The organism is Leucobacter sp. OLIS6 (genome assembly GCF_002752355.1).
GTDB lineage: Bacteria > Actinomycetota > Actinomycetes > Actinomycetales > Microbacteriaceae > Leucobacter.
In genome coordinates this window covers 1-23,446 of sequence record NZ_MRAV01000011.1, presented here as the reverse complement: position 1 = coordinate 23,446, position 23,446 = coordinate 1, and the positions used below count along the sequence as shown (strand labels likewise).

The window sequence follows — 23,446 nt, the reverse complement described above, 5'->3', positions numbered from 1 at the left end:
CATGACCGCGACCGAACCCGCGATCCGCGTCAGCGGACTGCGCAAATCGTTCAAGGAGCAGGAGGTGCTGTGCGGCGTCGACTTCGAGGTCGCCCGCGGCAGCATCTTCGCCCTCCTCGGATCGAACGGTGCCGGCAAGACGACGACCGTGCGGATCCTCAGCACCCTCATGAAGCCGGACGCGGGCACCGCGACCGTCGGCGGATTCGACGCGGTCCGCGACTCGGCCCGCGTGCGCGAAGCGATCAGCCTCACCGGGCAGTTCGCCGCGGTCGACGAGATCCTCTCGGGCCGGGAGAACCTCGTCATGATCGCGCGGCTCCGCGGCGTCGACGACCCGATGGGAACCGCCGACCGGCTGCTCGACCGCTTCGGCCTCGCCGACGCGGCCGGTAAGCGGGTCGGCGCGTACTCGGGCGGCATGCGCCGCCGGCTCGACCTCGCGATGAGCCTCATCGGGGATCCGCCCGTCATCTTCCTCGACGAGCCCACCACGGGGCTCGACCCGCAGGCCCGGATCGAGGTGTGGCGGACCGTCCAGGCGCTCGCCGACGGCGGTACGACCGTGCTCCTCACCACGCAGTACCTCGACGAGGCCGAGCAGCTCGCCGACCGCATCGCGATCCTGCACGAGGGCACCATCATCCAGAACGGCACGCTCGACGAGCTGAAGCGGCTGCTGCCGCAGGCGAAGGTCGAGTACGTCGAGAAGCAGCCGACGCTCGAGGAAGTCTTCCTCGCGCTCGTCGGACCCACGGCCGCGACCGCGACCGACGCCGAGAAGGAGGCGACGAAATGACCGCCCATGCCCTCAGCGACACCCGCGTGCTCACCGGGCGCTCGCTGCGCCACATCCTGCGCAGTCCCGACACGATCATCACCACCGCGGTGACGCCGATCGCGCTCATGCTGCTCTTCGTATTCGTGCTCGGCGGTGCGATCCGCACCGGATCCTCCGAGTCGTACATCAATTACATGCTGCCCGGGATCCTGCTCATCACGATCGCGTCGGGCATCGCCTACACGTCGTACCGGCTGTTCCTCGACCTGCAGGGCGGCATCTTCGAACGCTTCCAGTCCATGCCGATCGCGCGGTCGAGCGTGCTCTGGGCGCACGTGCTGACCTCGCTCGTGGCCAACATCGTCTCGGTGGCGCTCGTCGTCGGCGTCGCGTTCGCGATGGGGTTCCGCACCGGGGCCTCGCCCGGCGCGTGGCTGGCGGTCCTCGGGATTCTGGTGCTGTTCACGCTGTCGCTCACCTGGCTCGCCGTGATCGCGGGCCTGTCGGCGAAGACCGTCGACGGGGCGAGCGCGTTCAGCTACCCGCTGATCTTCCTGCCGTTCATCAGCTCGGCGTTCGTGCCGACCTCCTCGATGCCGGGCCCCGTCGCCTGGTTCGCCGAGAACCAGCCCGTCACCTCGATCGTCGACACGATCCGGGCGCTGTTCGCAGGCCAGCCGGCCGGCGGAAGCATCTGGATCGCGCTCGCCTGGCTGGTCGGGATCCTCATCGTCGCCTACGTCGTGGCGAACGTCATCTACCGCAAGAAGATCTCGTAGCGCGGTCGTCGACCGGCCCGCGCGGGTGAACGCGTCGAACCCCCATCCGATCCGGATGGGGGTTCGACGCGTTCACCCGCCCGATACCCTCGGATGGTGACCTCACGCCAGCCCGCGCTCCGCATCGCGTTCGTGATGCTCCACACCTCGCCCCTCGACGTCCCCGGGACGAAGGACGCGGGGGGTATGAACGTCGCGGTCCGCGCCCAGGCCGAAGCCCTCGCCGATGCGGGCCACGAGGTCCGGATCCTGACACGCCGTGCCGACCCCGAGTCGCCCGTCCGCGTCGAAACCCGTCAGAACCTGACGGTCGTCCACCTCGACGCCGGCCCGGCGCGGCTGCTCGCGAAGGGCGACCACGAGTCCGTGATGGACGACTTCGGCCGCGCGCTCGCCGCCGAGCTCGAGGCGTACCCCGCCGACCTGCTGCACGCCGAGCATTGGTTCTCGGGCATCGCCGCGCTGCCCGTCGCGCACGCGCTGAGCATCCCGCTCGTGCAGAGCTACCATTCGATCGCCGCACCTGCCGAGAGCCCGCTCGGCGACGGCGAGCGGGCCGAATCACCGGGTCGCGAGGCGGGGGAGCAGCGGCTCGCCCGCGAGGCCGACCTGCTGCTCGCCGTCAGCGAGGCCGAGCGCCGCACCATCGAGCGGCGCCTCGGCGGCGACCCCGAACGCATCGCCGTCGTGCCGCTCGGCGTCGACACCGAGCGCTTCCATCCCTGCGAGACGGCGGAGTGCGCCGAACAGCGCGACTGGATCGAGCGGGGCGGACGCCCCGAGGTGATCGTGGTCGGCCGGCTGCACCCGCTCAAGGGTTTCGACCTCGCCGTCGCCGCGATCTCGCTCATCGCCGCCGAGCGCCGTCCCGTGCTGCGCATCGTCGGCGCCCCGCCGCCCGACGGCGACGACTATGCGCGCGCCCTGCACGCCGCCGTGGTCGACGCGGGCATGGTCTCGACGACCGCGTTCGACGGCGCGCTGCGCCGCACCGAGCTGGCCGAGCGGATCCGGCAGGCCGACCTGATGCTCGTGCCCTCGCACACCGAGACCTTCGGGCTCGTGGCGCTCGAAGCCGCCGCATCGGGGGTCCCCGTGATCGCCCGCGAGGTGGGTGGACTGCGCGAGGCCGTGCGCGATGGCGTGACGGGCGTGCTGCTGCCCGACGGCGCGAGCGCGGAGGCCTGGGCCGACGAGATCGAGGTGCTGCTGCGGGATCGCGTGCGTCTGGAGCGGATGGGCGAGGAGGCTCGCCGATTCGCCCTCGCGCACGGCTGGGACCGCTCGGCCGAGCACCTGCTCGCCGCGTACCGGACGCTGCTCGACCGGACAAACTGTCCCTGACGTCAGCTCGCGTCGATCCCTCTCCTGGTAAGCGATCCGCGCCAGAGTGTTCGGCCACTCCGAAGCCACCGGACACCGTGTCAGGAAGTCGGCGCGAAACCCCGTGAGACCGCCCCGCGCCCCCTGCGCGGGCGGGCCGACTGATCTACGCTCGAACTCGTCGGAGCTCGCGGTTCGCCCGCGACCCACGATGCGCCGCGCCGGCCGCGCGACGCACGAACAGCCGCACCCAACGATGCACGCGAAGGAAGCACAGCGATGACCGAGACCACCGTGATCCCGCACTGGATCGATGGCGCACGCCGCCCCTCGACCAGCGGCCGCACCGCCCCCGTCTACAACCCCGCCACCGGACAGGTGCAGGCGCAGGTCGCTCTCGCCGACCAGGCCGAGATCGACGAGGCCATCGCCTCGGCGCAGCGCGGCTACGAGATCTGGAGCGAGTACTCCATCGCGAAGCGCCAGACCGTGCTCTTCAACTTCCGAGAGCTGCTCAACGCGCGCAAGCCCGAGCTCGCGAAGATCATCACCGCCGAGCACGGCAAGGTCGTGTCCGACGCCATGGGCGAGATCCTCCGCGGCCAAGAGGTCGTCGAGCTCGCGACCGGGTTCCCGCACCTCATCAAGGGCGCGTTCTCGGAGAACGCCTCGACCGGCATCGACGTCTACTCGATCAAGCAGCCCCTCGGCGTCGTCGGCATCATCTCGCCCTTCAACTTCCCCGCCATGGTGCCGATGTGGTTCTTCCCCATCGCGATCGCCGCGGGCAACTCGGTCGTCGTGAAGCCGAGCGAGAAGGACCCCTCGGCCGCGCTCTGGATGGCCGAGCTCTGGAAGGAAGCCGGTCTCCCCGACGGCGTCTTCACCGTGCTCAACGGCGACAAGCTCGCCGTCGACGGCCTGCTGAACGCCCCCGAGGTCCAGTCGATCTCGTTCGTCGGCTCCACCCCCATCGCGCAGTACATCTACGAGACCGCGTCGAAGAACGGCAAGCGCGTCCAGGCGCTCGGCGGCGCCAAGAACCACATGCTCGTGCTGCCCGACGCCGATCTCGACCTCGTCGCCGACCAGGCGATCAACGCGGGCTACGGCGCCGCGGGCGAGCGCTGCATGGCCATCTCGGTCGTGCTCGCCGTCGAGCCCGTCGCCGACGAGCTGATCGCGAAGATCGTCGAGCGCATCGGCAAGCTCAACATCGGCAACGGCGCGTCGAGCCCCGAGCCCGACATGGGCCCGGTCATCACCGACGTGCACCGCGACAAGATCACGGGCTACATCGACATCGCCGAGGCGGACGGCGCGACCATCGTGGTCGATGGCCGCAACTTCTCGGTCGACGGCCACGAGGAGGGCTTCTTCGTCGGACCCACCCTGATCGACAACATTCCGACGACGTCGCGCGCCTACACCGAGGAGATCTTCGGACCGGTGCTCGAGGTCGTGCGCGTGAAGTCGTTCGATGAGGGCGTCGAGCTCATCAACTCGGGCCAGTTCGGCAACGGCACCGCGATCTTCACGAACGACGGCGGGGCGGCCCGCCGCTTCCAGCGCGAGATCCAGGTCGGCATGATCGGCATCAACGTGCCGATCCCCGTGCCGGTCGCGTACCACTCCTTCGGCGGCTGGAAGGCCTCGCTGTTCGGCGACGCGAAGGCGTACGGCGTGCACGGCTTCGAGTTCTTCACCCGCGAGAAGGCCGTCACCAGCCGCTGGCTCGATCCCGCCACCCACGGCGGCATCAACCTCGGGTTCCCGCAGAACGACTAGTCCTGCGTCCGCCGGCTCCGCGCCGGCGAGCTCCGCGAACGGGCGGGCGGTCCTCGGACCGCCCGCCCGTTCGGCGTTCGCGGTGCCTCGAGCGGCGCCATGCACCTCGGTCGTCAGTGCGTCGCGCGGGCGCCGGAGCGCTACAGGGTCCAGCGCGAGAAGTCCTCGACGGTGCGGGAGTCTGCGGGGCCGATCCAGATCCGCTTCGTGTCGCCGGGCGCCGCGGGGTCGAAGAGCACGGCGACGGTGTCGCCCGTCTTCGGCAGCTCGTGCCGCCTCCACTGGCCGAGCCGCTGCACCCAGCGATCCGTCCCGGCGTCGTCGACGAATCGCACGACGATCTCGCCGAGCAGCCCGCCGGAATCGGGGCCGATCTCGGGGATCGCGGTGACCTCGCCCGCGGTGACGCGGCCGGTCGCGAGCTGGGCCGCGAGCGACGCGCGCGCCGCGCGCTTCCCGAGACGGCCGCGGATCCCGGTGACGAGGGCGAGCAGCGCCAGCACGGTGAGTCCGACGGGGACGAGCCACCAGACGCCTCCCGGCGGCCCCGCGACGGGTGCGAGCCAGCCGACCCAGGCGCCGACCGCGGCGCCGAGCAGTTGGGTCGTGAGCGGGCCGACGACGGGGTACTCGAGCGCCCGGCCGGTGAATCGGCGGGCGAGACCCGAGTGCACGATCGAGCCGGCGACGAGGGCGGGGATACCGAGGGCCAGGCCGAGCGCGGGCCACGGGAACAACGGCGCCTCGGTGAAGTCGCCGATCGAGGCGAAGGCGAGCAGGGACGCCGCGACCAGTCCCGCGCCGATGGCGGTCAGCGCACCGGTGACGACGAGGCCGACGGCGGTGGTCGGGGAGCCCCGGCGCGCGGCCTCGCGGCGACGGCGCTCGGCGACGGGGTCGGTGGTGCTCATCGGAGGATCCTTCCGTGGAGCCGGTCGACCGAGCTAGCGCGCGACGACCGTGGTCTCGAACGAGTAGAGGTCGGGGCGGTAGCAGTGGTGGCCGGCCTCGATCGCGCGACCCGAGTGGTCGAACGCCACCCGGTCCATGGTGAGCAGCGGGCTTCCCTTCGCGATGTCGAGCAGCTCGGCCTCGTCGCCGTGCGTGCGGCGTGCGCCGATCGTCTGATTGGCGATGCGGATCGCGATGCCGCGGGCGCGCAGGATCTCGTAGAGGCCGCGCTCCGAGAGCTGCTCTGCCGTGAGGTCGGAGAACTCGGGCGGCAGGTAGTTCACGAGGATCGCCATGGGGGTGCCGTCGGCACGGCGCAGGCGGCGGATCCGGGTCACCTCGGTGCCGGGTTCGACGCCGAGCTGCGCGGCGATCTCGTCGCTCGCGGGCTCGCGCTCGACCTCGAGCACCTCGGTGGTGGGGGCGTGGCCGGTGCGGCTCAGGTCTTCGTTCAGGCTCGTGAGCTCGACGGGGCGGCTGACGCGGCCCTGCACGACCTGGGTGCCGATCCCGCGGCGGCGCACCAGCATGCCCTTGTCGACGAGCTCCTGGATCGCGCGGCGCACGGTCGGGCGCGAGAGCCCGAGGCGCTCGCCGATCGAGATCTCGTTCTCGAGTCGGGCGCCGGCGGGGATGCGGCCCGAGCGGATCGCCTCCTCCAAGCGCGAGGACACCTGGTAGTAGAGGGGCACGGGGCCGTTGCGGTCGAGATCGACGAACAGCTCTTCGGGCCACACCGGTTCTGCGCTCATCTCGCCCTCCTCCCCTTCCGCACTTTGTGCGGACAACCAGACGTGAGTCCACCCTACGCCGATTCGGGCGAGCCCTGCGGCGGCTTCGCGGGGGCCGACCGCTGGACGGACTCCGAGAAAGTGATATTGTTAGGACAAATGATCGGCAATGATGCCCGAGAGGAGGTCGGCGATGGCTGACCGGGATCCCGACGACGCGCTGGTGATGGGCCGCCTCGGCGTCGATGTGTATCCGCTGCAGGACGGTGTGGGGCTCGAGGAGGTCACGAGCTTCGGCAAGTACCTCGGGGGCTCCGCGGCCAACGTCGCCGTGGCGACCGCGCGCTACGGCCACGCGAGCGCCCTCGTGTCGCGCGTCGGCGACGACCCGTTCGGCCGGTACCTCCTCGCCGAGCTCGCACGCCTCGGCGTCGACCCGCGAGAGGTGCGCGTCGACCCGCGCTACCCGACGCCCGTCACCTTCTGCGAGATCTTCCCGCCCGATGACTTCCCGCTCTACTTCTACCGCGAGCCCAAGGCGCCCGACCTGGAGATCGCCCCGCAGGACCTCGACATCGACGCGATCCGCGCCGCACGGATCCTCTGGCTCACCGTCACCGGGCTGAGTCAGGAGCCGAGCCGAGCCGCCCACCACGCCGCTCTCGAAGCGCGCAGCGCGAGCCCCGTGCCGACCGCGCAGCACACGGTGCTCGATCTCGACTACCGGCCGATGTTCTGGCCGGATCCCGCGGAAGCGAGCGCGCAGGTCGCCCGCGCGCTCCCGCACGCGACGGTCGCCGTCGGCAACCGCGAGGAGTGCGAGGTCGCCGTCGGCGAGACCGAGCCGCTGCGCGCCGCCGACGCGCTGCTCGAGAGCGGGGTGCGGCTCGCCATCGTCAAGCAGGGGCCCAAGGGCGTGCTGGCGAAGACCGCGGACGAGACGGTCGAGGTGCCGCCCCACCTCGTCGAGGTCGTGAACGGCCTCGGATCGGGCGACGCGTTCGGCGGGGCGCTCTGCCACGGCCTGCTCGAGGGCTGGGGCCTCGAACGGATCCTGCAGTACGCGAACGCGGCCGGGGCGATCGTCGCCACCCGCCGCGAGTGCTCCACGGCCATGCCGAGCTCCGCCGAGGTCGAGGCGGTGCTCGCCGGCGGATCCGCCGACGCGGTGCGCGACACCGAGGCGCGGGACATAGCCCGCCTCGCAGCGGAAGGCGCGGTCCGACGATGAACCTGCACCTCAGCGACGCCGACCTGGCGCGCCTGCGCGCGACGCGCGCCGAACGCCCCGAGGCCATCGGCGACTACCTGGCCACCCGCCAACGCCGCGACCTGCTCGCGGGCGATGGACGCCTCTTCATCGTCGCCGCCGACCATCCGGCGCGCGGCGCGCTCGCGGCCGGCGGGGATCCGACCGCGATGGGCGACCGGGGCGAGCTCATCGACCGCCTCGCCCACGCGCTCAGCCGCCCCGGCGTCGACGGGGTGCTCGGCACCCCCGATGTCATCGACGACCTCGCGGCGCTCGGCCTGCTCGACGGCAAGATCGTCGTCGGATCGATGAACCGGGGCGGCCTGCGCGGGGCATCGTTCGAGCTCGACGACCGCTACACCGCCTACGACGTGCCCGCGATGGTCGCGCAGCGGCTCGACTTCGCGAAGACGCTGATCCGCATCGACCTCGACGATCCCGGCACCGCGCCCACCCTCGAGGCGACCGCGCGCGCGGTCGACGCCGCGGCCGACGCCCGGCTGCCGATCATGCTCGAGCCGTTCGTCTCGGGACGCGATGCCGGGACCGGTCGGGTCGTCAACGACCTGAGCCCCGAGGCGGTGATCCTCTCGATCGCCATCGCATCGGGGCTGGGCCGGTCGAGCGCCTACACCTGGATGAAGCTGCCCGTCGTGGACGAGATGGAGCGGGTGATGGAGGCGACGACGATGCCGACCCTGCTGCTCGGCGGCGAGGGCGGCGGGGACCCCGATGCGGCGTTCGCCGCGTGGGAACGCGCCCTCGCGCTGCCCGGCGTGCGCGGTCTCACGGTCGGGCGCACTCTGCTCTACCCGCAGGACGGCGATGTGACCGCCGCGGTCGACACGGCCGCGCGACTGGTGCACGGTGATCTGACGACCTCCACGGCGTCCACGGCAGGCACGGCGACGGAGGGGGCGGCATGAGCGAGCGGGCGAACGGCGGCGGGGAGCGCTGGTTCCACCGGCGCGGAGCGCTGGCCGACGGCGGCTGGGAGACGGTCGTCGACGAGCGGACGCCGGGCTGGGCGCACACCGGCCTCCGGGTCGCGCGGCTCGAGGCCGGCGAACGGATCGCGCTCGACGGCACGGGTGTCGAACGGCTCGTCGTGCCGCTCGCGGGATCCTTCGCGGTGACCCACTCGGAGGCGGACGGCGATGCCACGACGACCGAGCTCGTCGGCCGGGCCTCCGTCTTCGACGGGCCGACGGATGTGCTCTACCTGTCGGCGGCGACCGCCTCGGCCGAGATCGCGGCCGTCGGCGGACCGGGGCGGTTCGCGATCGCGACGTCACCCACCGACCGCGTGCTGCCCACCCGGCGCATCGGCACCGACGAGGTGCCCGTCGAGCTGCGCGGCGGCGGAGCATCGAGCCGCCAGGTGCACAACTTCGGCACGCCGCAGGCGCTCGACGCGGCTCGCTTCATCGTGTGCGAGGTGATCACCCCGGCCGAGAACTGGTCGTCGTACCCGCCGCACAAGCACGACGAGCACGTGCCCGGCCACGAGTCGCGGCTCGAGGAGATCTACTACTTCGAGTCGGCTCCGGCGCGCGGCGCGGCGCCCGAGGCGAGCGAGGCGCACGCCTTCGGCATGTTCAGCACCTACTCGTCGCCCGCGGGCGACATCGAGATCGATGCGATGGTGCGCACGGGCGACGTCGCGCTGATCCCCTTCGGCTACCACGGCCCCGCCGTCGCGGCACCGGGCTACGACCTCTACTATCTGAACGTCATGGCCGGCCCCGACCCCGAGCGGGTCTGGCTGATCAGCGACGATCCCGCGCACGGCTGGGTGCGCAGCACCTGGGACGGGCTCGGCATCGACGACCGCCTGCCGTTCGCTCCGCACACCGCGCCCGCCACCGACACCGAGGAGACCGCACGATGAGCACCCGCCGCATGACCGTCGCCCAGGCGCTGGTCGAGTTCCTGGCCCACCAGTGGACCGTCGACCGCGACGCGTCGGGAGCCGAGATCCGCGAGCGCACCGTGCCCGGCGTCTTCGGGATCTTCGGTCACGGCAACGTGGCCGGCGTCGGCCAGGCGCTGCAGCAGCTCAACGCGCAGGATCCGGCGCTGATGCCCTACTACCAGGCCCGCAACGAGCAGGCGATGGTGCACCAGGCCGTGGGCTACGCGCGCATGCACCGGCGCCGCGGCACGTTCGCCGCGGCCGCCTCGGTCGGTCCGGGCGCCACCAACCTGCTGACGGGCGCAGCGCTCGCGACGACCAACCGCCTGCCCGCCCTGCTGCTGCCGAGCGACACCTTCGCGACCCGCGTCGCCGATCCGGTGCTGCAGCAGCTCGAGCAGCCGCACGATATCGGGCTGACCGTCAACGACGCGTTCCGCCCGCTGTCCCGGTTCTTCGACCGCGTGCAGCGCCCCGAGCAGCTGTTCTCGATCGCGCTCGGCGCCATGCGCGTGCTCACCGATCCGGCCGAGACCGGGGCCGTGACCATCGCGCTGCCCGAGGACGTGCAGGCCGAGGCGCTCGACGTGCCCGTCGAGTTCCTGGAGCCGCGCGAGTGGCGGATCCGGCGCCCGCGCCCCGAGCGCGATGTGCTGATGGCGGCGGCCGAGGCGATCCGCTCCGCGAAGCGCCCGATCGTCGTCGCCGGCGGCGGCGTCATCTATTCGGGTGCCGAGGACGCGCTGCGCGCGTTCGTCGAGGCGACGGGGATCCCGGTCGGCACCACGCAGGCCGGCGGAGGCGCCCTGCCGTGGGACCACCCGCAGTACCTCGGCGGAGTGGGGGCCACGGGCACCACCGCCGCCAACCGCATCGCCGCCGAGGCGGACCTCGTGATCGGCATCGGCACGCGCTACAGCGACTTCACGACGGCCTCCCGCACCGCGTTCCAGCACCCGGGCGTGCGCTTCGTGAACATCAACGTGGCGCCGTTCGACGCCATCAAGCACGGATCGCAGCTGCCCGTCGTCGCCGACGCCCGCGAGACCCTGCTCGAACTGGGCGCGGCGCTCGACGGATGGCGCCTCGGTGCCGAATCCGCCGAGCGCATCGCTCGCGAGAAGGGCGAGTGGGACGGCGTCGTCGACACGGCCCTCGCGCCGACCGGTGCCGCGCTGCCCGGCCAGTCCGAGATCATCGGCGCCGTGCACGCCGCGAGCGATCCGCGCGACGTCATCGTGCAGGCCGCGGGATCGCTGCCGGGCGACCTGCACAAGCTGTGGCGGGTGCGGGATCCGCTCGGGTACCACGTCGAGTACGCGTACTCGTGCATGGGCTACGAGATCGCGGGCGGGCTCGGCGCGAAGCGCGGGCTCGAAGCGGACGGCGACGATCGCGATGTGATCGTGATGGTCGGCGACGGCTCGTACCTGATGCTCAGCACCGAGCTCGCGACGGCCGTCGCCGAGGGGATCAAGCTCGTCGTGGTGATCGTGCAGAACCACGGCTACGCCTCGATCGGGCACCTGTCGGAGACGGTCGGCTCGGGGCGGTTCGGAACGAAGTACCGGCGCTACGACCCCGAGGCCCGCAACTTCCAGGGCGACGAGGTGCTCCCCGTCGATCTCGCGATGAACGCCCGCAGCTACGGCGTCGATGTGGTCGAGATCCCGGTCGCCGCCGGCGCCGCCGAGGTGCTGCGCGAGGCCGTGGTCGCGGCGAAGGCGTCGCCGCGGTCGACCGTGATCCACATCAACAGCGACCCGCTCGTCTACGCGCCCGACGGCGAGGGCTGGTGGGACGTGCCGGTGGCCGAGGTCTCGGAGCTCGCGTCCACGCAGCGGGCCCGCGCCGAGTACGAGGAGCAGGTACGGGCGCAGCGGCCCCTGCTGGGGTAGCCCGGCGGGACCGCCGCTCCCGCTCCCGATCCGCTCAGGCGAGGAGGTCGACGAGCGCGTCGCGGTGGGTGAGCTGCGGGTGGTGCCCGGCGCCCCGCACCTCGTGCAGCTCGACGTTCGGCTGCGCCGCGAGCGATTCCGCGAAGGCCGGATCGAGCGGGTCGTCGCTTCCGGTGACGATGCGGACCGGGCCGCGGAACCGTGCGAGCGCTTCGCGGAGCTCGGCGCGCCAGCGCTCCGAGCCGGCCTGCGCGAGGTGCTCGGCGACGGCCCTGGCGCGACCGCGCCCCAGATCCTGGGCGCTGCTCGCGAGCTGCGCGGCGCTCGCCTCCGAGCCGGTGAGGCGGCGCGACAGCGCGCTCGCGCTCGTGCGGCGCAGCACGCCGCGCACGACCGGTTGCAGGCGGGTCCCCGCGCCCGCAGGAGCCTGCAGGAAGAACGGGGCGATCAGCGTGAGCGCCCCCACACGCTCGGGGAATCGATCGGCGGCGGTGACCGCCGCGGCCGCGCCGATCGAGTGCCCGACGAGCTCGACGGGCTCCTCGCCCAGGAGCGCGGGCAGCCAGCGTCCCCAGTCGCGGATGCCCATGCCGCCGCTCAGCCCGAGCCCGGGCAGATCGACCGCTCGCGCCTCGATGCCCGCCGCGACGTCGGCCCAGGTGTCGGCGTTGACCGGCAGCCCGGGCAGGATCAGTCGCCGCGCGTCGGGCGCGCCCAGCGTGAAGGTCCGCACGCCGCCGGCATCGACGAAGCGTCGGTCGCCGCCCTTCGCGGCGCCGAACCGGTGCGCGGCCATGTAGTCGACCCAGCGCTCGAGCGAGGCGCGCACGTCGGACATGGCGAGTCCGTGCCGCGCGGCGAGCGCGACGGCGGGTCCGGTCGGGTAGCGCTCGGAGGACAGGAAGCCGAGGGTTTCGGGATCCGCCCCCGTGATCCCCTGCGGGAGCCGCTTGATCACGCCGACCGGGATCCGCAGCTTCGGGACCTTCGCCCCGAGGTGCCGGCCAGCGTGCGCGAGCAGCTCGGCGAGCGGCGGGGTGGCGTCGTCCAGGAGCCAATAGGCCTTCCCGTTCGCGTCGGGATCGATCGCCGCCGCGGTCATGAACGCGGTCATGTAATCGACGGTGAGCACGGGCACGAACGTGGAGTTCCCCGCGGGCAGCGCGGTCGCCGTGCCCTGCCACATCTGCTCGATCGTGTTCGCGATCCCGATGTGCTGGTCGGACTCGCCGGTGACGCTGTCGCCGATCACGGTCGCCGGATTGACGATCGTCCAGGGGACCCCGCGTTCGGTCGCGCGGGCCTGGAAGATCGCGTCGGACTCCACCTTCGATGCCTCGTAGCCGCCGAGCTCCGCGTAGACCGCGGCTCGGTGCGCGTCCGACCACGGCACCGCGGCGGGATCCTGGCCCCCGACACGGTAGCCGGAGATGTGCAGCAGTCGCTGCAGCCGGGGGAGCCCGGCGGCGAAGTCGACGACCTTCTCGACGATGCCGACGTTCGCGCGGCGCGCTTCGTCCGCCGGCATGCCGAATCGGAAGGAGCCGGCGCAGTTGTGGATCTCGGTGATGCGGCTGAAGGCCGCCGGCCCGCCCGGCAGCAGATCGGGTGTCTCGAAGTCGACGATCGCCACCGAGATGCTCTGCGTCACGCCGCGCTCTCGCAGCCAGCGCACGAGCCCGGTTCCGGAATCGACGCTGCGCACCGCGGCGGTGACGTTCGCCCCCGCTTCGACGAGGGAGCGGATGAGGGTGCGGCCGACGAGGCCGGAGGCCCCGAAGACCAGGGCGTTGCGCGGAGTCTGCTCGGCGCTCATCGGGCGCCGCCCGCCTGCGCGATGCGCCCCTCGATGAGCTCGACCACGACGTCGGCGGCCGCGTGCAGCGGCTGGGTGCTCCGGGTCGCGCGGGAGACGATGACCGCGCCCTCGATCATCGAGACGATGACGGTCGCCAGCGACCGGGCCTCGGTCTCGGTGAGTCCGTCCGCCACGAGCAGCCCCGCCGTCGGGGTGATCCACGACTCGAAGGCCGTCGCACAGGCCTCGCGCAGCCGCTCGCTCTCCGCGCCCATCTCGAGGGTGACGACGGACACCGGGCAGCCGAGGCGGAAGTCGCTCTCGCCGACGAGGGTGGCCAACGCCTCGATCGCGGCCCGCGCGGCACCGGCGGCGCTTCCGGCCTGAGCGGCGGCCTCGGCGATCAGCGCCGCGAACTGGGCCTCAGCCAGCTCGACGGCGGCGACTCCGAGGCCCTCCTTGCCGTCGGGGAAGTGGAAGTAGACGGACCCCTTCGGGGCGGCGGCGTGCTCGATCACGGCGTTCAAGCCGGTGCCGGCGTAACCGCTCGTCTGGATGAGTTCGAGCATGGATGCCGCGAGCCGCGCTCGGGTCAGATCTCCCTTGGATGTCATGATCAGAAGAATAGACCGGTCTACATATTTTTAGCAAACGAGACGATCGTTGGAATCGGGGTCCGGGCGGATAGCGGGCGCCCCAGAAATGCTCTATTGTCTTATCAAAGCCTCGGGCGGAGCCGCCCGAGCGATCGAACAGCGCAAGGAGGCGCACGCATGGACGCACGAGTCGCCGGTGCCCCGGTGAGCTTCGGAGTGTTCGAGCTCACCCCCGAGGGAGCCGACACGATCGCCCCCGAGCAGATGCTCGAGATCCTCGACGAGACCGGGTACGCCGGGATCGATCTCGGGCCGGCGGGCTACCTCGGCGAAGGGGAGACGTTGATCTCGCGCCTGCGTGCGCACGACTTCGGGCTCGCCGGAGGCTGGGTGCAACTGCCCATGAGCGACGACGACGCGTTCGAGGCCGCACTGCCCGAGCTCGACGCGGCGCTCGCGGTGTTCGCCGACGCGGCCGCCGCGCTCGGCGGACCCGACGCGTTCCGGCCCAAGCCGACGCTCGCGGACTCCGGGTCCGAAGCGCGCCAGGCGCGGCCCGGCCTCGCCGTCGACCCGCTCGACGCCGCGGGCTGGGACCGCCTCGCCGCGAACGCCGCCCGCGCGGCCGACCGGGTGCGCGCGGCCGGGCTCGAGCCGACCTTCCATCACCACGCGGGCACCTTCGTCGAGTCGCCCGACGAGGTCGAGCGGTTCCTCGAGCGGGTCGACGTCGGCCTCACCTTCGACACCGGGCACCTGCTGCTCGGCGGCGGCGATCCCGCCGCCGTGGTGGAGCGCTGGGCGCCCCGCATCAACCACCTCCACCTGAAGGACGTCGACCGCGCCGAGCTCGCCCGGGTCATCGAAGCGGGCGGCGGCATGGTCGAGGTCTGGAGCTCGGGCGCCTTCGCGGCGTTCGGCGACGGCGACATCGACCTCGCGACCATCATGAACGCCATGGATCGGGCGGGCTACGCCGGCTGGGTCGTCGTCGAACAGGACGTGCTGCCCGAGGCCGGCATCGACCTCGCGACCTTCGCCGAGCGGCGCCTGGCCGATCACCGCACCAACCGCGAGGCGCTCCGGCCCTGGGCCTGAGCGGACGCGCTCCCGAACCGCACCACGAGCAGAAGGAACCGAAGCAATGACGCAGAACCGAGTGCGCATGGGGCTCATCGGCACGGGCCGCATCGGCCTGGTGCACGCGACGAGCATCTCGGCGCATCCCGAGACCGAGCTCAGCTGGATCGCCGATCCGTTCGTCGACGGCGCGCACGCGCTCGCGGCGCGCTTCGGCGGTCGCGTGACCGATTCGAGCGACGAACTGCTCGACTCGGGCGAGGTCGACGCGATCCTCGTCGCCGCGCCGACGCCCACGCACGTCCCGCTCATCGAGGCGGCGGTGGATCGCGGGATCCCGGTGCTGTGCGAGAAACCGATCGACCTCGACATCGCGCGCGTCGAAGCGCTGCGGCCGAAGGTGGCGGCGTCGGGGGTGCCGGTGGCGCTCGGCTTCAACCGCCGTTTCGATCCGGCGTTCGCCGAGGTGCGCGCCCGCGTCGCGGCCGGCGAGATCGGGCCGCTCGAGCAGCTGACCATCATCAGCCGGGATCCCGCGGCGCCGCCCGCCGCCTACATCGGGGTCTCGGGCGGCATCTTCCGCGACATGACGATCCACGACTTCGACATGGCCCGGTTCTTCCTGCCCGACATCGTCGAGGTGAGCGCGACGGGCAGCACGCTCTTCGACGACGGCGCGCGCGAGCACGGCGACTTCGACACGGCCGTCGTGACCCTGAAGTCCTCGTCGGGTGCGATCGTCACGATCATCAACTCGCGGCACAGCGCCGTCGGCTACGACCAGCGGATCGAGGCGTTCGGGTCGCTCGGCTCCCTGCAGGCGAACAATCCGTCGCTCAGCCTGGTGAGTGCGTCGAATGCGACGGCGGTGGATGCGCGCGCGCCCTACGAACCGCAGTTCCTGCATCGCTATGCCGTGTCGTATTCAGCGGAGCTCGACGCGTTCCTGCGCCTCATGCGCGGCGAACCGTCCGACAGCCCGACCTTCGACGACGGCCGCGCCGCGCTGCTGCTCGCCGATGCCGCCCAGAGGTCCGCCGAGACCGGTAGCGTCGTTGCGATGCCGTTCAACTGAAGCTTTGCGCGGAGTTTGCAACAATCTGGTCTCAAATGCCCTAATGTCATAACAAATATCCCCGAATCGCTGGATCCTGATCCGGGGATGGAAGATACTGGCGAACAGGGCCGTTCACGTCCCACCTCGCAAAGCTCAATGAAGAGGAAATGAGGCACCGTCATCATGGTGAAGAAGAAGCTCATCACTGCCGCAGTGGCCACCGCTGCGGCCCTGACCCTGGCGCTCGCCGGCTGCTCCGGCACCGGCGCGAAGGGCGGAGGCGGCGGCGGAAGCGCCGCCCCCGACAACAAGAACATCAAGATCTGCGTCTACACCCACGGCGACGGCGGCACCTTCTGGGCCGTCGCGCAGAAGGGCGCCGAAGACGCGGCCAAGACGCTCGGCGTCACCCTCGACTACCAGGGCTCGACCAACGACGCCGCCAAGCAGGCGTCCACCATCGAAGCCGGCGTCAAGGGCGGCTGCAGCGGCATCGCCGCCTCCGCACCCGACCCCGGCGCGATCCAGTCCGCGATGAAGGCGGCGAGCGACGCCAAGATCCCCACCGTCACCATCAACTCGGGATCCAGCGTCTACAAGGACCTCGGCGCCTTCACCCACGTCGGCCAGGACGAGATCGTCGCCGGCCGCCAGGCGGGCGAGAAGTTCAACGAGCTCGGCGTCAAGAAGATCCTCTGCCCGATCCAGGAAGCCGCCAACTCCGGCCTCACCGATCGCTGCAAGGGCGCCGCAGAGACCTTCAAGGGCAAGGTCCAGGAGTTCAACGCCGACGGCGCGCTCGCCGACCTGAACGGCGCGCAGGCCAAGATCCTCGCCGCACTCCAGGCCGACTCGTCGATCGACGCCGTGTTCGCGCTGAACGCCGACGTCGCCACCGGCGCCGTCCTCCCCGCCGTCAAGACCGTCGGCCGCGACATCAAGGTCGGCACCGTCGACCTCTCCGCCGACGCCCTCAAGGCGATCGACGCAGGCACCCTGCAGTTCGGTATCGACCAGCAGCAGTACGCGCAGGGCTACATGGCCGTGCAGCTGCTGTACTTCGCCGTGAAGGACGCGATCGAGATCGGCGGCGGGCTCCCCGTCTACACCGGTCCCGCATTCGTGACCAAGGACAACGTGAAGGCCGTGCAGGAATCCGTGAAGGAAGGCCTGCGCTAACGCGGACGACGGGGCCGGCGGCGCACCGCCGGCCCCGTCCCTCGCAGGGAGAGACCATGACATTCCTCACCGAAACCAGCAACATCAAGCTCGACGAACGCGTGAGCACGACGCCGTGGTACCTCAAGGTGCTGCGCCGTCCCGAGCTCGGCGCACTCATCGGAGCGGTCGCCATCTTCCTGGTGTTCGCCTTCTCCGACACCACCGGCAACTTCGCGACGCTCGAAGGCGCCGCCGGCTGGACCGACTTCGCGGCCCCCGTCGGCATCGTCGCCGTGTTCGTGGCTCTCCTCATGATCGGCGGCGAGTTCGACCTGTCGACCGGCGTCATGGTCGGCACCGCGGGCCTCCTCGCGGGCCTCCTCATCACCGAATGGGGCATGAACGTCTGGCTCGCGATCGTCGTCACCCTCGTCTTCGCGGCCGTCGTCGGCTTCATCAACGGCATGCTCGTCGTCAAGACGAAGCTGCCCTCGTTCATCGTCACCCTCGGCACCTTCTTCGTGCTCAAGGGCGTCAACCTCGCCGTCACCAAGGGCATCACCGGCACCGTCCGCGTCTCGGGCGTCGACCAGGGCGACGGCTACGACTCGGCCCAGGCGCTCTTCGCCAGCACCGTCTCCATCGGCGGCACCACCTTCCAGATCTCCGTGATCTGGTGGATCCTGCTCACCGTCATCGCGACGCTGCTGCTCACCCGCACCGTCTTCGGCAACTGGATCTTCGCCGTCGGCGGCGACGCCAACGCCGCGCGCAACGCGGGCGTCCCCGTCGACCGCACCAAGATCCTGCTCTTCATGATGACCGCCATGGCCGCCGCGCTCGTCGGCGTCATGTTCGTGCTGCGACTCAAGGGCATGCAGGCCGGCCAGGGCGTCGGCCAGGAGTTCTACTACATCATCGCCGCGGCCGTCGGCGGCTGCCTCCTCACCGGCGGCGCCGGCTCCGCGATCGGCGCATCCATCGGCGCGCTCATCATGGGCTTCGCCGCGGTCGGCATCCCCTACGCCCTGTGGGACCAGGACTGGGTCTCGACGTTCCTCGGCGTGATCCTCTTCTCGGCAGTGCTCATCAACATCACCATCTCGCGTCGCGCACAGGGAGGTCGGAAGAAATGACCCAGGAATCCAAGACGCCGGCCCTCGAACTCGAGAACGTCGGCAAGAGCTTCGGCAGCGTCATCGCGCTGCGCGACATCAGCCTCAAAGTCGACCCCGGATCCGTCACCTGCGTGCTCGGCGACAACGGCGCCGGCAAGTCCACGCTCATCAAGACCCTCTCGGGCGTCCACAAGCCGAGCAGCGGCGCGTTCCGCGTCGAAGGCGAAGCAGTCGAGTTCTCGTCGCCCCGCGACGCCCTCGCACGCGGGATCGCCACCGTGTTCCAGGACCTCGCGACCGTGCCGCTCATGTCGATCTGGCGCAACTTCTTCCTCGGCAACGAGCCGGTCAAGGGACCGAAGCTCTTCGGCTTCATGTCCGTCAAGAAGTCGCAGGACATCACCAAGCAGGCGCTCATGGAGATGGGCATCGACCTGCGCGACACCAACCAGCCCATCGGCACCCTCTCGGGCGGCGAACGACAGGCCGTCGCCATCGCGCGCGCCGTGCACTTCGGAGCCAAGGTGCTGATCCTCGACGAGCCCACGAGCGCCCTCGGCGTGCGCCAGTCCGGCATCGTGCTGAAGTACATCCTCGCCGCCCGCGAACGCGGCGTCGCAGTGGTGTTCATCACCCACAACCCGCACCACGCCTTCATGGTCGGCGACCGTTTCTACCTGCTCAACCGCGGACGCATGATCGCCGACTTCGAACGCGGCAAGGTCGAGCTCGAAGAACTCGTGCAGGCGATGGCCGGCGGCGCCGAGCTCGAATCGCTCGCCCACGAGATCTCTGCGACGCGGAAGTAGGAGGCGCATGCGCACGCTCGCGAACGGAACCACCGAGGTCGGGGTCGGCCTCATCAGCGTCGGGTGGATGGGGCAGCTCCACAGCCGCGCCTACCGAAACCTGGCATACGCCTATCCCGACCTCGGGGTCCGTCCGCGGCTCGTGCACGCCGCCGACACCTCCGAGGATCGGCGCCGCGAAGCAGTCGACGTGCTCGGCTACGAGCGCGCCTCCGCCGACTACCGGGCCGTGCTCGAAGACCCCGAAGTCGACGTCGTCTCGATCTGCGCCCCCAACTTCCTGCACGCCGAGATGGGGATCGCCGCCGCCCGGGCCGGCAAGCACTTCTGGATCGAGAAGCCCGTCGGACGCGGCGAAACCGAGACCGCGGCCGTCGCCGAAGCCGCCGACGCGGCCGGCGTCATCACCTCCATCGGCTTCAACTACCGGCACGCCCCCGCCGTCGAGCACCTCCGCGCGCTCGTGGCCTCGGGCGCCCTCGGCCGCGTCACCAACGTGCGCGGCCACATGTTCGCCGACTACTCCGCCGACCCGCGCGGCGCCCGCTCCTGGCGCTTCGTGCGCGAACTCGCAGGATCCGGCGTGCTCGGCGACCTCATGGGGCACCTCGTCGACCTCGTGCACTACACGCTCGGGCCCGTCGCCGAAGTGAGCGCGCTCACCTCCACCGTCTACGCCGAACGACCCGAACTGCCCATGGGCACCGGCACCCACTTCGCCCTCATCGAAGGCGGCCAGATGGCACCCGTCGAGAACGAGGACTACGCCGGCATGCTCGTGCGGCTCTCCGGCGACGCCGTAGCGGCCGACGCCGTCGGCACCCTCGAAGCCTCCCGCGTCGCCGTCGGCCCCCGCGCCAGCTACGGGATCGCCGTCTACGGCACGCGCGGATCCGCGATCTGGGACTTCGAACAGCTCAACTTCCTGCGCGTCTCCACGCCGCTCGGCACCGAAGACCCCGGCTACACCACCGTCATGGCGCACCCCGGCATGGGCGAATTCGGACGCTTCCAACCCGGCGCCGGCACCTCCATGGGCTACGACGACCTCAAAGTCATCGAAGCCAAGAAGTTCCTCTCCGCCGTGCTCGGCCGCGACGCCGCAGCGTCGAACATCCACGACGCCCTCTCGGCCGCCCGGGTCGTCTCCGCAGCCGAACGCTCCGCAGCCGAACGCAGCTGGGAACGGATCCCCACCGAACCCGGCACGACCGCGGCCCTCACCGCACCCCAGGAGGCATGATGCAGCACCTCATGGCCGGCAGGATCCTGCTCGTCACCGGCGGCACCCAGGGCCTCGGCCTCGCCATCGCACGCGCCGCCGCCCGCGAAGGAGCCGCCGGCATCGCGATCGTCGGACGCTCCGCCGAGAAAGCCGAACGCGCGCTCACCGAGATCCACGAAGCCGCGCTCCGGAGCGACGACGGACCTGCGAACGCGATCGCCGTCGTCGCCGACCTCGCGGTCCCCGGCGAAGCTGAACGCGCCGTCGCCGAGACCGTCGCACGCTTCGGCCGCATCGACAGCCTCGTCAACGCCGCCGCCCTGCCCACCCGCGGCAGCCTCACCGACACCACACGCGAACTGCTCGGCGAACACCTCGCCGTCAACCTCGTCGCCCCCTTCATGACCATGCAGGGCGCCGTCGCCGACATGCAGCGGCGCGGAGCGCCCGGCACGATCGTCAACATCATCACCATCTCGTCGCACGGCGGGCAGCCCTACCTCGCGCCCTACGTCGCCTCCAAGGCCGGACTCGCGGGCCTCACCAAGAACGCCGCCTTCGCGCACCGCTTCGACCGGATCCGCATCAACGGCCTCAACATCGGCTGGACCGCGACCCCCGGCGAGAACGCCACCCAGCAGAAGTTCCACGGCGCCGAGGACGGCTGGCTCGAACAGGCGTCCGCCGCGATGCCCATGGGCAAGCTCGGCCAGCCCGACGAGATCGCCGACGCCGTCGTCTTCCTCCTCAGCGACCGCAGCGGCGTCGTCACCGGATCCATCATCGACTGGGACCAGACCGTCGTGGGGGCGTACGAGTAGGGGTCGCTCTCGGTCGGGGCGGGCGCGGTGTCTGGGATTGCCCCGCGGCTTAGGCGGGGATCCCCCGGCGATGTCGCTCCTCCGTCGCGCCACGCCAACCCCGATGCGCCGCCGGGCAATCCCAGACACCGCGCCCGCCCCGCAGGCCGTTCGCTCGGCGCCGGGATTGCGGTGGTCGAGCGCGCGCTAGCGAGTCGAAACCGAGGGTGCCAACTGCTCCGCGAGCTGCAGCAGCGTCGTCTCCGCACCGGTTCGGCCGATCAGCTGCACCCCGAACGGAAGCCCCGCCGCGTCCCGGTGGGTCGGCGCGACGATCGCAGGCAGGCCCGCCACGTTCACCATCGATGTCTGCGGCGCCCACTCGCACTGCAGGCGGTAGTCGTCCTCCGGCCCGGCCGCGACGAACGCGCCGACCCGGGGCGCCGCGAACGCGAGCGCGGGCGTCAGGATCGCGTCGTACGCGCCCCACTGCCGCACGCAATCCGCGGCGAACTCGCGCAGCGTGCGCGCCGCGCGCATCAGCCGCTCGGGCGACGCCCGCCGGGCGCGCGCCAGGAACGCTGCCGCCAGCTCGCCGAGCAGCGCCTCCGCATCGGGGCCGAAGTCGATGCGGGCGAGGCCCGCCGTCCAGACGTCCGTGAACGCCCCGGGATAGCGCGGATCCGGTACCCAGTCCGCCTCCTCGATGCGGTGCCCCGTCTCGCCGAGCCGGGTGACGGCGGTGTCCAGCGCCGCGAGCGCGTCGGGCGAGTACGCGACCGGCACCTCCCCCTCGAACGGGGAGCGGAGCGTCACGCCGATACGCAGGCCGCGCAGCTCGTGCGCCCGCCGCACCGCCGCGAGACTCGGCTCGGACGCGAGGCCGCGCATCGCGTCGAACAGCATCGCGGCGTCGGCGGCCGTCCGGGCGATCGGTCCCGACACGGTGAGCCGTGGGGCGCCGATCTCGTCGACGAGTCCGCTCCCGCGGTCCGCCGGCACCGCGCCTCGGCCCGGCTTCAGCCCGACGAGACCGCACGCGGCCGAGGGGATCCGGATCGAGCCGCCCCCGTCGCTGCCGACCCCGAGCGGGATCAGGTCCGCCGCGACCGCAGCCGCTGACCCGCCAGAGGACCCGCCGGGGGTGCGGCTTGGGTCGTGCGGGTTGCGGGCTGGCGGTGCGACCAGATTCTCCGAGTACCCGGCGATGCCGAATTCGGGGACCTGCGTCTTGCCGAGCGAGATCGCCCCCGCGGCGCGGACCGCCGCGGCGACCGGCGAATCGTGCCGTGCCGCGACGTGCGGCACCGCGCGGCTGCCGTGGCTCGTCACCGCGCCGCGCACATCGATCAGGTCCTTGTGCGCGGTCGGCAGGCCGAGCAGCGGCGGCAGGGATCCGCGCTCCTCGCGCGGCGTCGCGGCGACCCGCGCGTCGCCGTCGTGCGCCTCGGCGAGGGCCGCCACGGGCTGCACACTGACGAAGGCGCCGAGCTCGTCGCCCGCGATCCGGTCGAGGGCGTCGTGCACGAGCTCCACCGCCGAGACCTCGCCGCGGCGCAGCGCATCACGCAGCTCGAGCGCCGTCGGGAGCGCAACGGACGGTGCGTGCGGGGGAGTCGGTGCGGAATCGCTCACGCACCGAGTGTGTCACTTGCGGGTGCGTCAGCGCTCAGGCGGGGGACCCTGCGTCGGAGCCGAAGCCCGACCAGGTCGAGGACTCGGCCTCGGAGGAGAACAGCTTGAAGTCGGACCGGAACCCCGAGGCGCCGGCTGCGGCCGGCGCGAGCCAGAACGCCAGATAGCCTTGATCCGGACCGAGGGAGACGACTCCGGAGACCGGAGTATTCGGCGTTCTGGAAGCCAACGAGACCGTCCCGCTCGGGTCGGCGGCCATGCCGCAGAGCGCGCCGGACGGCGTGCGCGCGACGACGAAGAGGACGTCCTTCGCGGGTCGACCGGCCACGCGGACGCTCGACGGATCGACACCCTCGCCGCAGAGCGGCTGCAGTCCCTCCGTCTGTTCGGCGACCTTGGCGAGCGTCGCCTGCTCGAAGTCGACCGTCGGCTGGGTCCAGGCGCCGCCGACGTTGAACGGCAGCGCGAAGACGCCGCCGACGGCGAGCAGCAGTGCGAGAGTCATCGCGACCAGTGGTCCGACGCGGCGCCCGCGGCGCGGAGCCTCCGTCGGGATGGGGCTCTCGGCGGGGTACTCGCGCAGCTCCGGGGGCAGCTCGTTCTGCGGCTCGTGGGTCATCTCGGGCCCTTCGTTGTCGGGCGGCGGAGTCGGCCGCCGGATCCCACCAGCCTACGACCCGCTGCCTCGCTGCGTCCCGCCCCGTCCCCCGCCCACCCCACTCCGTCTCCCCTCCTACCCCGGTCGAGTG

21 protein-coding genes are annotated in these 23,446 nt (G+C 71.6%); 15 read left to right on the top strand and 6 right to left on the bottom strand.

The annotated features are described in order from the left end of the window. Position 1 precedes the first annotated feature (1 nt). From BMH31_RS06670 to BMH31_RS06655, 4 genes are all read left to right on the top strand, one after another. Entirely contained in the window at positions 2-799 is a 798-nt protein-coding gene (locus tag BMH31_RS06670; RefSeq protein WP_199068363.1) for an ATP-binding cassette domain-containing protein, read from the top strand. Further along, on the top strand, positions 796-1,560 hold the full coding sequence (locus BMH31_RS06665; protein ID WP_099724510.1) for an ABC transporter permease: 765 nt from the start codon (positions 796-798) through the stop codon (positions 1,558-1,560). The genes BMH31_RS06670 and BMH31_RS06665 overlap by 4 nt, the downstream gene beginning before the upstream one ends. 93 nt (positions 1,561-1,653) lie before the next feature. Then, complete coding sequence (locus tag BMH31_RS06660) at positions 1,654-2,904, top strand: glycosyltransferase (RefSeq protein ID WP_099724509.1); 1,251 nt, start codon at positions 1,654-1,656, stop codon at positions 2,902-2,904. Between the two features lie 258 nt (positions 2,905-3,162). Then, positions 3,163-4,671, top strand: a complete 1,509-nt coding sequence (locus tag BMH31_RS06655) for a CoA-acylating methylmalonate-semialdehyde dehydrogenase (RefSeq protein ID WP_099724508.1) — start codon at positions 3,163-3,165, stop codon at positions 4,669-4,671. 140 nt (positions 4,672-4,811) lie between these two features. Here BMH31_RS06655 and BMH31_RS06650 read toward each other — a convergent pair whose 3' ends face one another. Both BMH31_RS06650 and BMH31_RS06645 read right to left on the bottom strand, forming a co-directional pair. Further along, the gene (locus tag BMH31_RS06650; protein ID WP_099724507.1) at positions 4,812-5,582 is read right to left on the bottom strand and encodes a hypothetical protein; all 771 of its coding nucleotides are present in this window, start codon (positions 5,580-5,582) and stop codon (positions 4,812-4,814) included. Between the two features lie 33 nt (positions 5,583-5,615). Next, entirely contained in the window at positions 5,616-6,374 is a 759-nt protein-coding gene (locus BMH31_RS06645) for a GntR family transcriptional regulator (protein WP_099724506.1), read from the bottom strand. A 172-nt stretch (positions 6,375-6,546) separates the two neighbouring features. Between BMH31_RS06645 and iolC the strand changes: the two genes are divergently transcribed. Genes iolC through iolD form a run of 4 tightly spaced genes read left to right on the top strand, consistent with a single transcriptional unit; the run spans position 6,547 to position 11,418 of the window. Then, the gene (gene iolC / locus BMH31_RS06640) at positions 6,547-7,584 is read left to right on the top strand and encodes a 5-dehydro-2-deoxygluconokinase (RefSeq protein ID WP_099724505.1); all 1,038 of its coding nucleotides are present in this window, start codon (positions 6,547-6,549) and stop codon (positions 7,582-7,584) included. Continuing rightward, positions 7,581-8,531, top strand: a complete 951-nt coding sequence (locus tag BMH31_RS06635; RefSeq protein ID WP_168187903.1) for a deoxyribose-phosphate aldolase — start codon at positions 7,581-7,583, stop codon at positions 8,529-8,531. The genes iolC and BMH31_RS06635 overlap by 4 nt, the downstream gene beginning before the upstream one ends. Next, complete coding sequence (gene iolB / locus BMH31_RS06630) at positions 8,528-9,496, top strand: 5-deoxy-glucuronate isomerase (protein WP_099724504.1); 969 nt, start codon at positions 8,528-8,530, stop codon at positions 9,494-9,496. Before BMH31_RS06635 ends, iolB begins: the two co-directional genes overlap by 4 nt. After that, the gene (iolD, locus tag BMH31_RS06625) at positions 9,493-11,418 is read left to right on the top strand and encodes a 3D-(3,5/4)-trihydroxycyclohexane-1,2-dione acylhydrolase (decyclizing) (protein ID WP_099724503.1); all 1,926 of its coding nucleotides are present in this window, start codon (positions 9,493-9,495) and stop codon (positions 11,416-11,418) included. The genes iolB and iolD overlap by 4 nt, the downstream gene beginning before the upstream one ends. Positions 11,419-11,452: 34 nt before the next feature. Here iolD and BMH31_RS06620 read toward each other — a convergent pair whose 3' ends face one another. Together BMH31_RS06620 and BMH31_RS06615 are read right to left on the bottom strand one after the other, a co-directional pair. Next, positions 11,453-13,234 (bottom strand): alpha/beta fold hydrolase, encoded by a 1,782-nt coding sequence (locus tag BMH31_RS06620; protein ID WP_099724502.1) that lies wholly within the window; start codon positions 13,232-13,234, stop codon positions 11,453-11,455. Continuing rightward, on the bottom strand, positions 13,231-13,830 hold the full coding sequence (locus BMH31_RS06615) for a TetR/AcrR family transcriptional regulator (RefSeq protein WP_099724501.1): 600 nt from the start codon (positions 13,828-13,830) through the stop codon (positions 13,231-13,233). The genes BMH31_RS06620 and BMH31_RS06615 overlap by 4 nt, the downstream gene beginning before the upstream one ends. A gap of 159 nt (positions 13,831-13,989) precedes the next feature. Between BMH31_RS06615 and BMH31_RS06610 the strand changes: the two genes are divergently transcribed. The 7 genes from BMH31_RS06610 (at position 13,990) to BMH31_RS06580 (ending at position 21,083) form a co-directional block, all read left to right on the top strand. After that, a complete protein-coding gene (locus BMH31_RS06610; RefSeq protein WP_099724500.1) occupies positions 13,990-14,910 on the top strand; it encodes a sugar phosphate isomerase/epimerase in 921 nt (306 codons plus the stop codon). A gap of 46 nt (positions 14,911-14,956) precedes the next feature. Further along, positions 14,957-15,967: an inositol 2-dehydrogenase gene (gene iolG, locus BMH31_RS06605; RefSeq protein WP_099724499.1), complete on the top strand. Its 1,011-nt coding sequence runs from the start codon at positions 14,957-14,959 to the stop codon at positions 15,965-15,967. Positions 15,968-16,132: 165 nt separating this feature from the next. Next, positions 16,133-17,128 (top strand): substrate-binding domain-containing protein, encoded by a 996-nt coding sequence (locus tag BMH31_RS06600; protein WP_099724498.1) that lies wholly within the window; start codon positions 16,133-16,135, stop codon positions 17,126-17,128. A gap of 56 nt (positions 17,129-17,184) precedes the next feature. Then, positions 17,185-18,246: an ABC transporter permease gene (locus BMH31_RS06595; RefSeq protein WP_099724497.1), complete on the top strand. Its 1,062-nt coding sequence runs from the start codon at positions 17,185-17,187 to the stop codon at positions 18,244-18,246. Beyond that, the gene (locus tag BMH31_RS06590) at positions 18,243-19,037 is read left to right on the top strand and encodes an ATP-binding cassette domain-containing protein (protein ID WP_099724496.1); all 795 of its coding nucleotides are present in this window, start codon (positions 18,243-18,245) and stop codon (positions 19,035-19,037) included. Before BMH31_RS06595 ends, BMH31_RS06590 begins: the two co-directional genes overlap by 4 nt. Positions 19,038-19,044: 7 nt before the next feature. Further along, positions 19,045-20,280, top strand: a complete 1,236-nt coding sequence (locus BMH31_RS06585; protein ID WP_099724495.1) for a Gfo/Idh/MocA family oxidoreductase — start codon at positions 19,045-19,047, stop codon at positions 20,278-20,280. Then, complete coding sequence (locus BMH31_RS06580) at positions 20,277-21,083, top strand: SDR family oxidoreductase (protein ID WP_306460333.1); 807 nt, start codon at positions 20,277-20,279, stop codon at positions 21,081-21,083. The genes BMH31_RS06585 and BMH31_RS06580 overlap by 4 nt, the downstream gene beginning before the upstream one ends. A gap of 186 nt (positions 21,084-21,269) precedes the next feature. Here the strand turns inward: BMH31_RS06580 and BMH31_RS06575 are convergent, their stop codons facing one another. Beyond that, a complete protein-coding gene (locus tag BMH31_RS06575) occupies positions 21,270-22,697 on the bottom strand; it encodes an amidase (protein ID WP_099724493.1) in 1,428 nt (475 codons plus the stop codon). A 34-nt stretch (positions 22,698-22,731) separates the two neighbouring features. Beyond that, positions 22,732-23,316 carry a hypothetical protein gene (locus tag BMH31_RS06570; RefSeq protein WP_099724492.1) on the bottom strand — a complete coding sequence of 195 codons (585 nt, stop codon included), beginning with the start codon at positions 23,314-23,316 and terminating at the stop codon, positions 22,732-22,734. Between the last annotated feature and the right edge of the window lie 130 nt (positions 23,317-23,446).

What these genes read in the sequence shown, in the direction of transcription:
- BMH31_RS06610 (WP_099724500.1), top strand. Translation starts at nt 13,990, where the DNA reads ATGGACGCACGAGTCGCCGGTGCCCCGGTGAGCTTCGGAGTGTTCGAG.
- BMH31_RS06585 (WP_099724495.1), top strand. Translation starts at nt 19,045, where the DNA reads ATGCGCACGCTCGCGAACGGAACCACCGAGGTCGGGGTCGGCCTCATC.
- BMH31_RS06595 (WP_099724497.1), top strand. Translation starts at nt 17,185, where the DNA reads ATGACATTCCTCACCGAAACCAGCAACATCAAGCTCGACGAACGCGTG.
- BMH31_RS06670 (WP_199068363.1), top strand. Translation starts at nt 2, where the DNA reads ATGACCGCGACCGAACCCGCGATCCGCGTCAGCGGACTGCGCAAATCG.
- iolB (WP_099724504.1), top strand. Translation starts at nt 8,528, where the DNA reads ATGAGCGAGCGGGCGAACGGCGGCGGGGAGCGCTGGTTCCACCGGCGC.
- BMH31_RS06665 (WP_099724510.1), top strand. Translation starts at nt 796, where the DNA reads ATGACCGCCCATGCCCTCAGCGACACCCGCGTGCTCACCGGGCGCTCG.
- BMH31_RS06580 (WP_306460333.1), top strand. Translation starts at nt 20,277, where the DNA reads ATGATGCAGCACCTCATGGCCGGCAGGATCCTGCTCGTCACCGGCGGC.
- BMH31_RS06650 (WP_099724507.1), bottom strand. Translation starts at nt 5,582, where the DNA reads ATGAGCACCACCGACCCCGTCGCCGAGCGCCGTCGCCGCGAGGCCGCG.
- BMH31_RS06620 (WP_099724502.1), bottom strand. Translation starts at nt 13,234, where the DNA reads ATGAGCGCCGAGCAGACTCCGCGCAACGCCCTGGTCTTCGGGGCCTCC.
- iolC (WP_099724505.1), top strand. Translation starts at nt 6,547, where the DNA reads ATGGCTGACCGGGATCCCGACGACGCGCTGGTGATGGGCCGCCTCGGC.
- BMH31_RS06645 (WP_099724506.1), bottom strand. Translation starts at nt 6,374, where the DNA reads ATGAGCGCAGAACCGGTGTGGCCCGAAGAGCTGTTCGTCGATCTCGAC.
- iolG (WP_099724499.1), top strand. Translation starts at nt 14,957, where the DNA reads ATGACGCAGAACCGAGTGCGCATGGGGCTCATCGGCACGGGCCGCATC.
- BMH31_RS06655 (WP_099724508.1), top strand. Translation starts at nt 3,163, where the DNA reads ATGACCGAGACCACCGTGATCCCGCACTGGATCGATGGCGCACGCCGC.
- BMH31_RS06635 (WP_168187903.1), top strand. Translation starts at nt 7,581, where the DNA reads ATGAACCTGCACCTCAGCGACGCCGACCTGGCGCGCCTGCGCGCGACG.
- BMH31_RS06600 (WP_099724498.1), top strand. Translation starts at nt 16,133, where the DNA reads ATGGTGAAGAAGAAGCTCATCACTGCCGCAGTGGCCACCGCTGCGGCC.
- iolD (WP_099724503.1), top strand. Translation starts at nt 9,493, where the DNA reads ATGAGCACCCGCCGCATGACCGTCGCCCAGGCGCTGGTCGAGTTCCTG.
- BMH31_RS06660 (WP_099724509.1), top strand. Translation starts at nt 1,654, where the DNA reads ATGGTGACCTCACGCCAGCCCGCGCTCCGCATCGCGTTCGTGATGCTC.
- BMH31_RS06570 (WP_099724492.1), bottom strand. Translation starts at nt 23,316, where the DNA reads ATGACCCACGAGCCGCAGAACGAGCTGCCCCCGGAGCTGCGCGAGTAC.
- BMH31_RS06615 (WP_099724501.1), bottom strand. Translation starts at nt 13,830, where the DNA reads ATGACATCCAAGGGAGATCTGACCCGAGCGCGGCTCGCGGCATCCATG.
- BMH31_RS06590 (WP_099724496.1), top strand. Translation starts at nt 18,243, where the DNA reads ATGACCCAGGAATCCAAGACGCCGGCCCTCGAACTCGAGAACGTCGGC.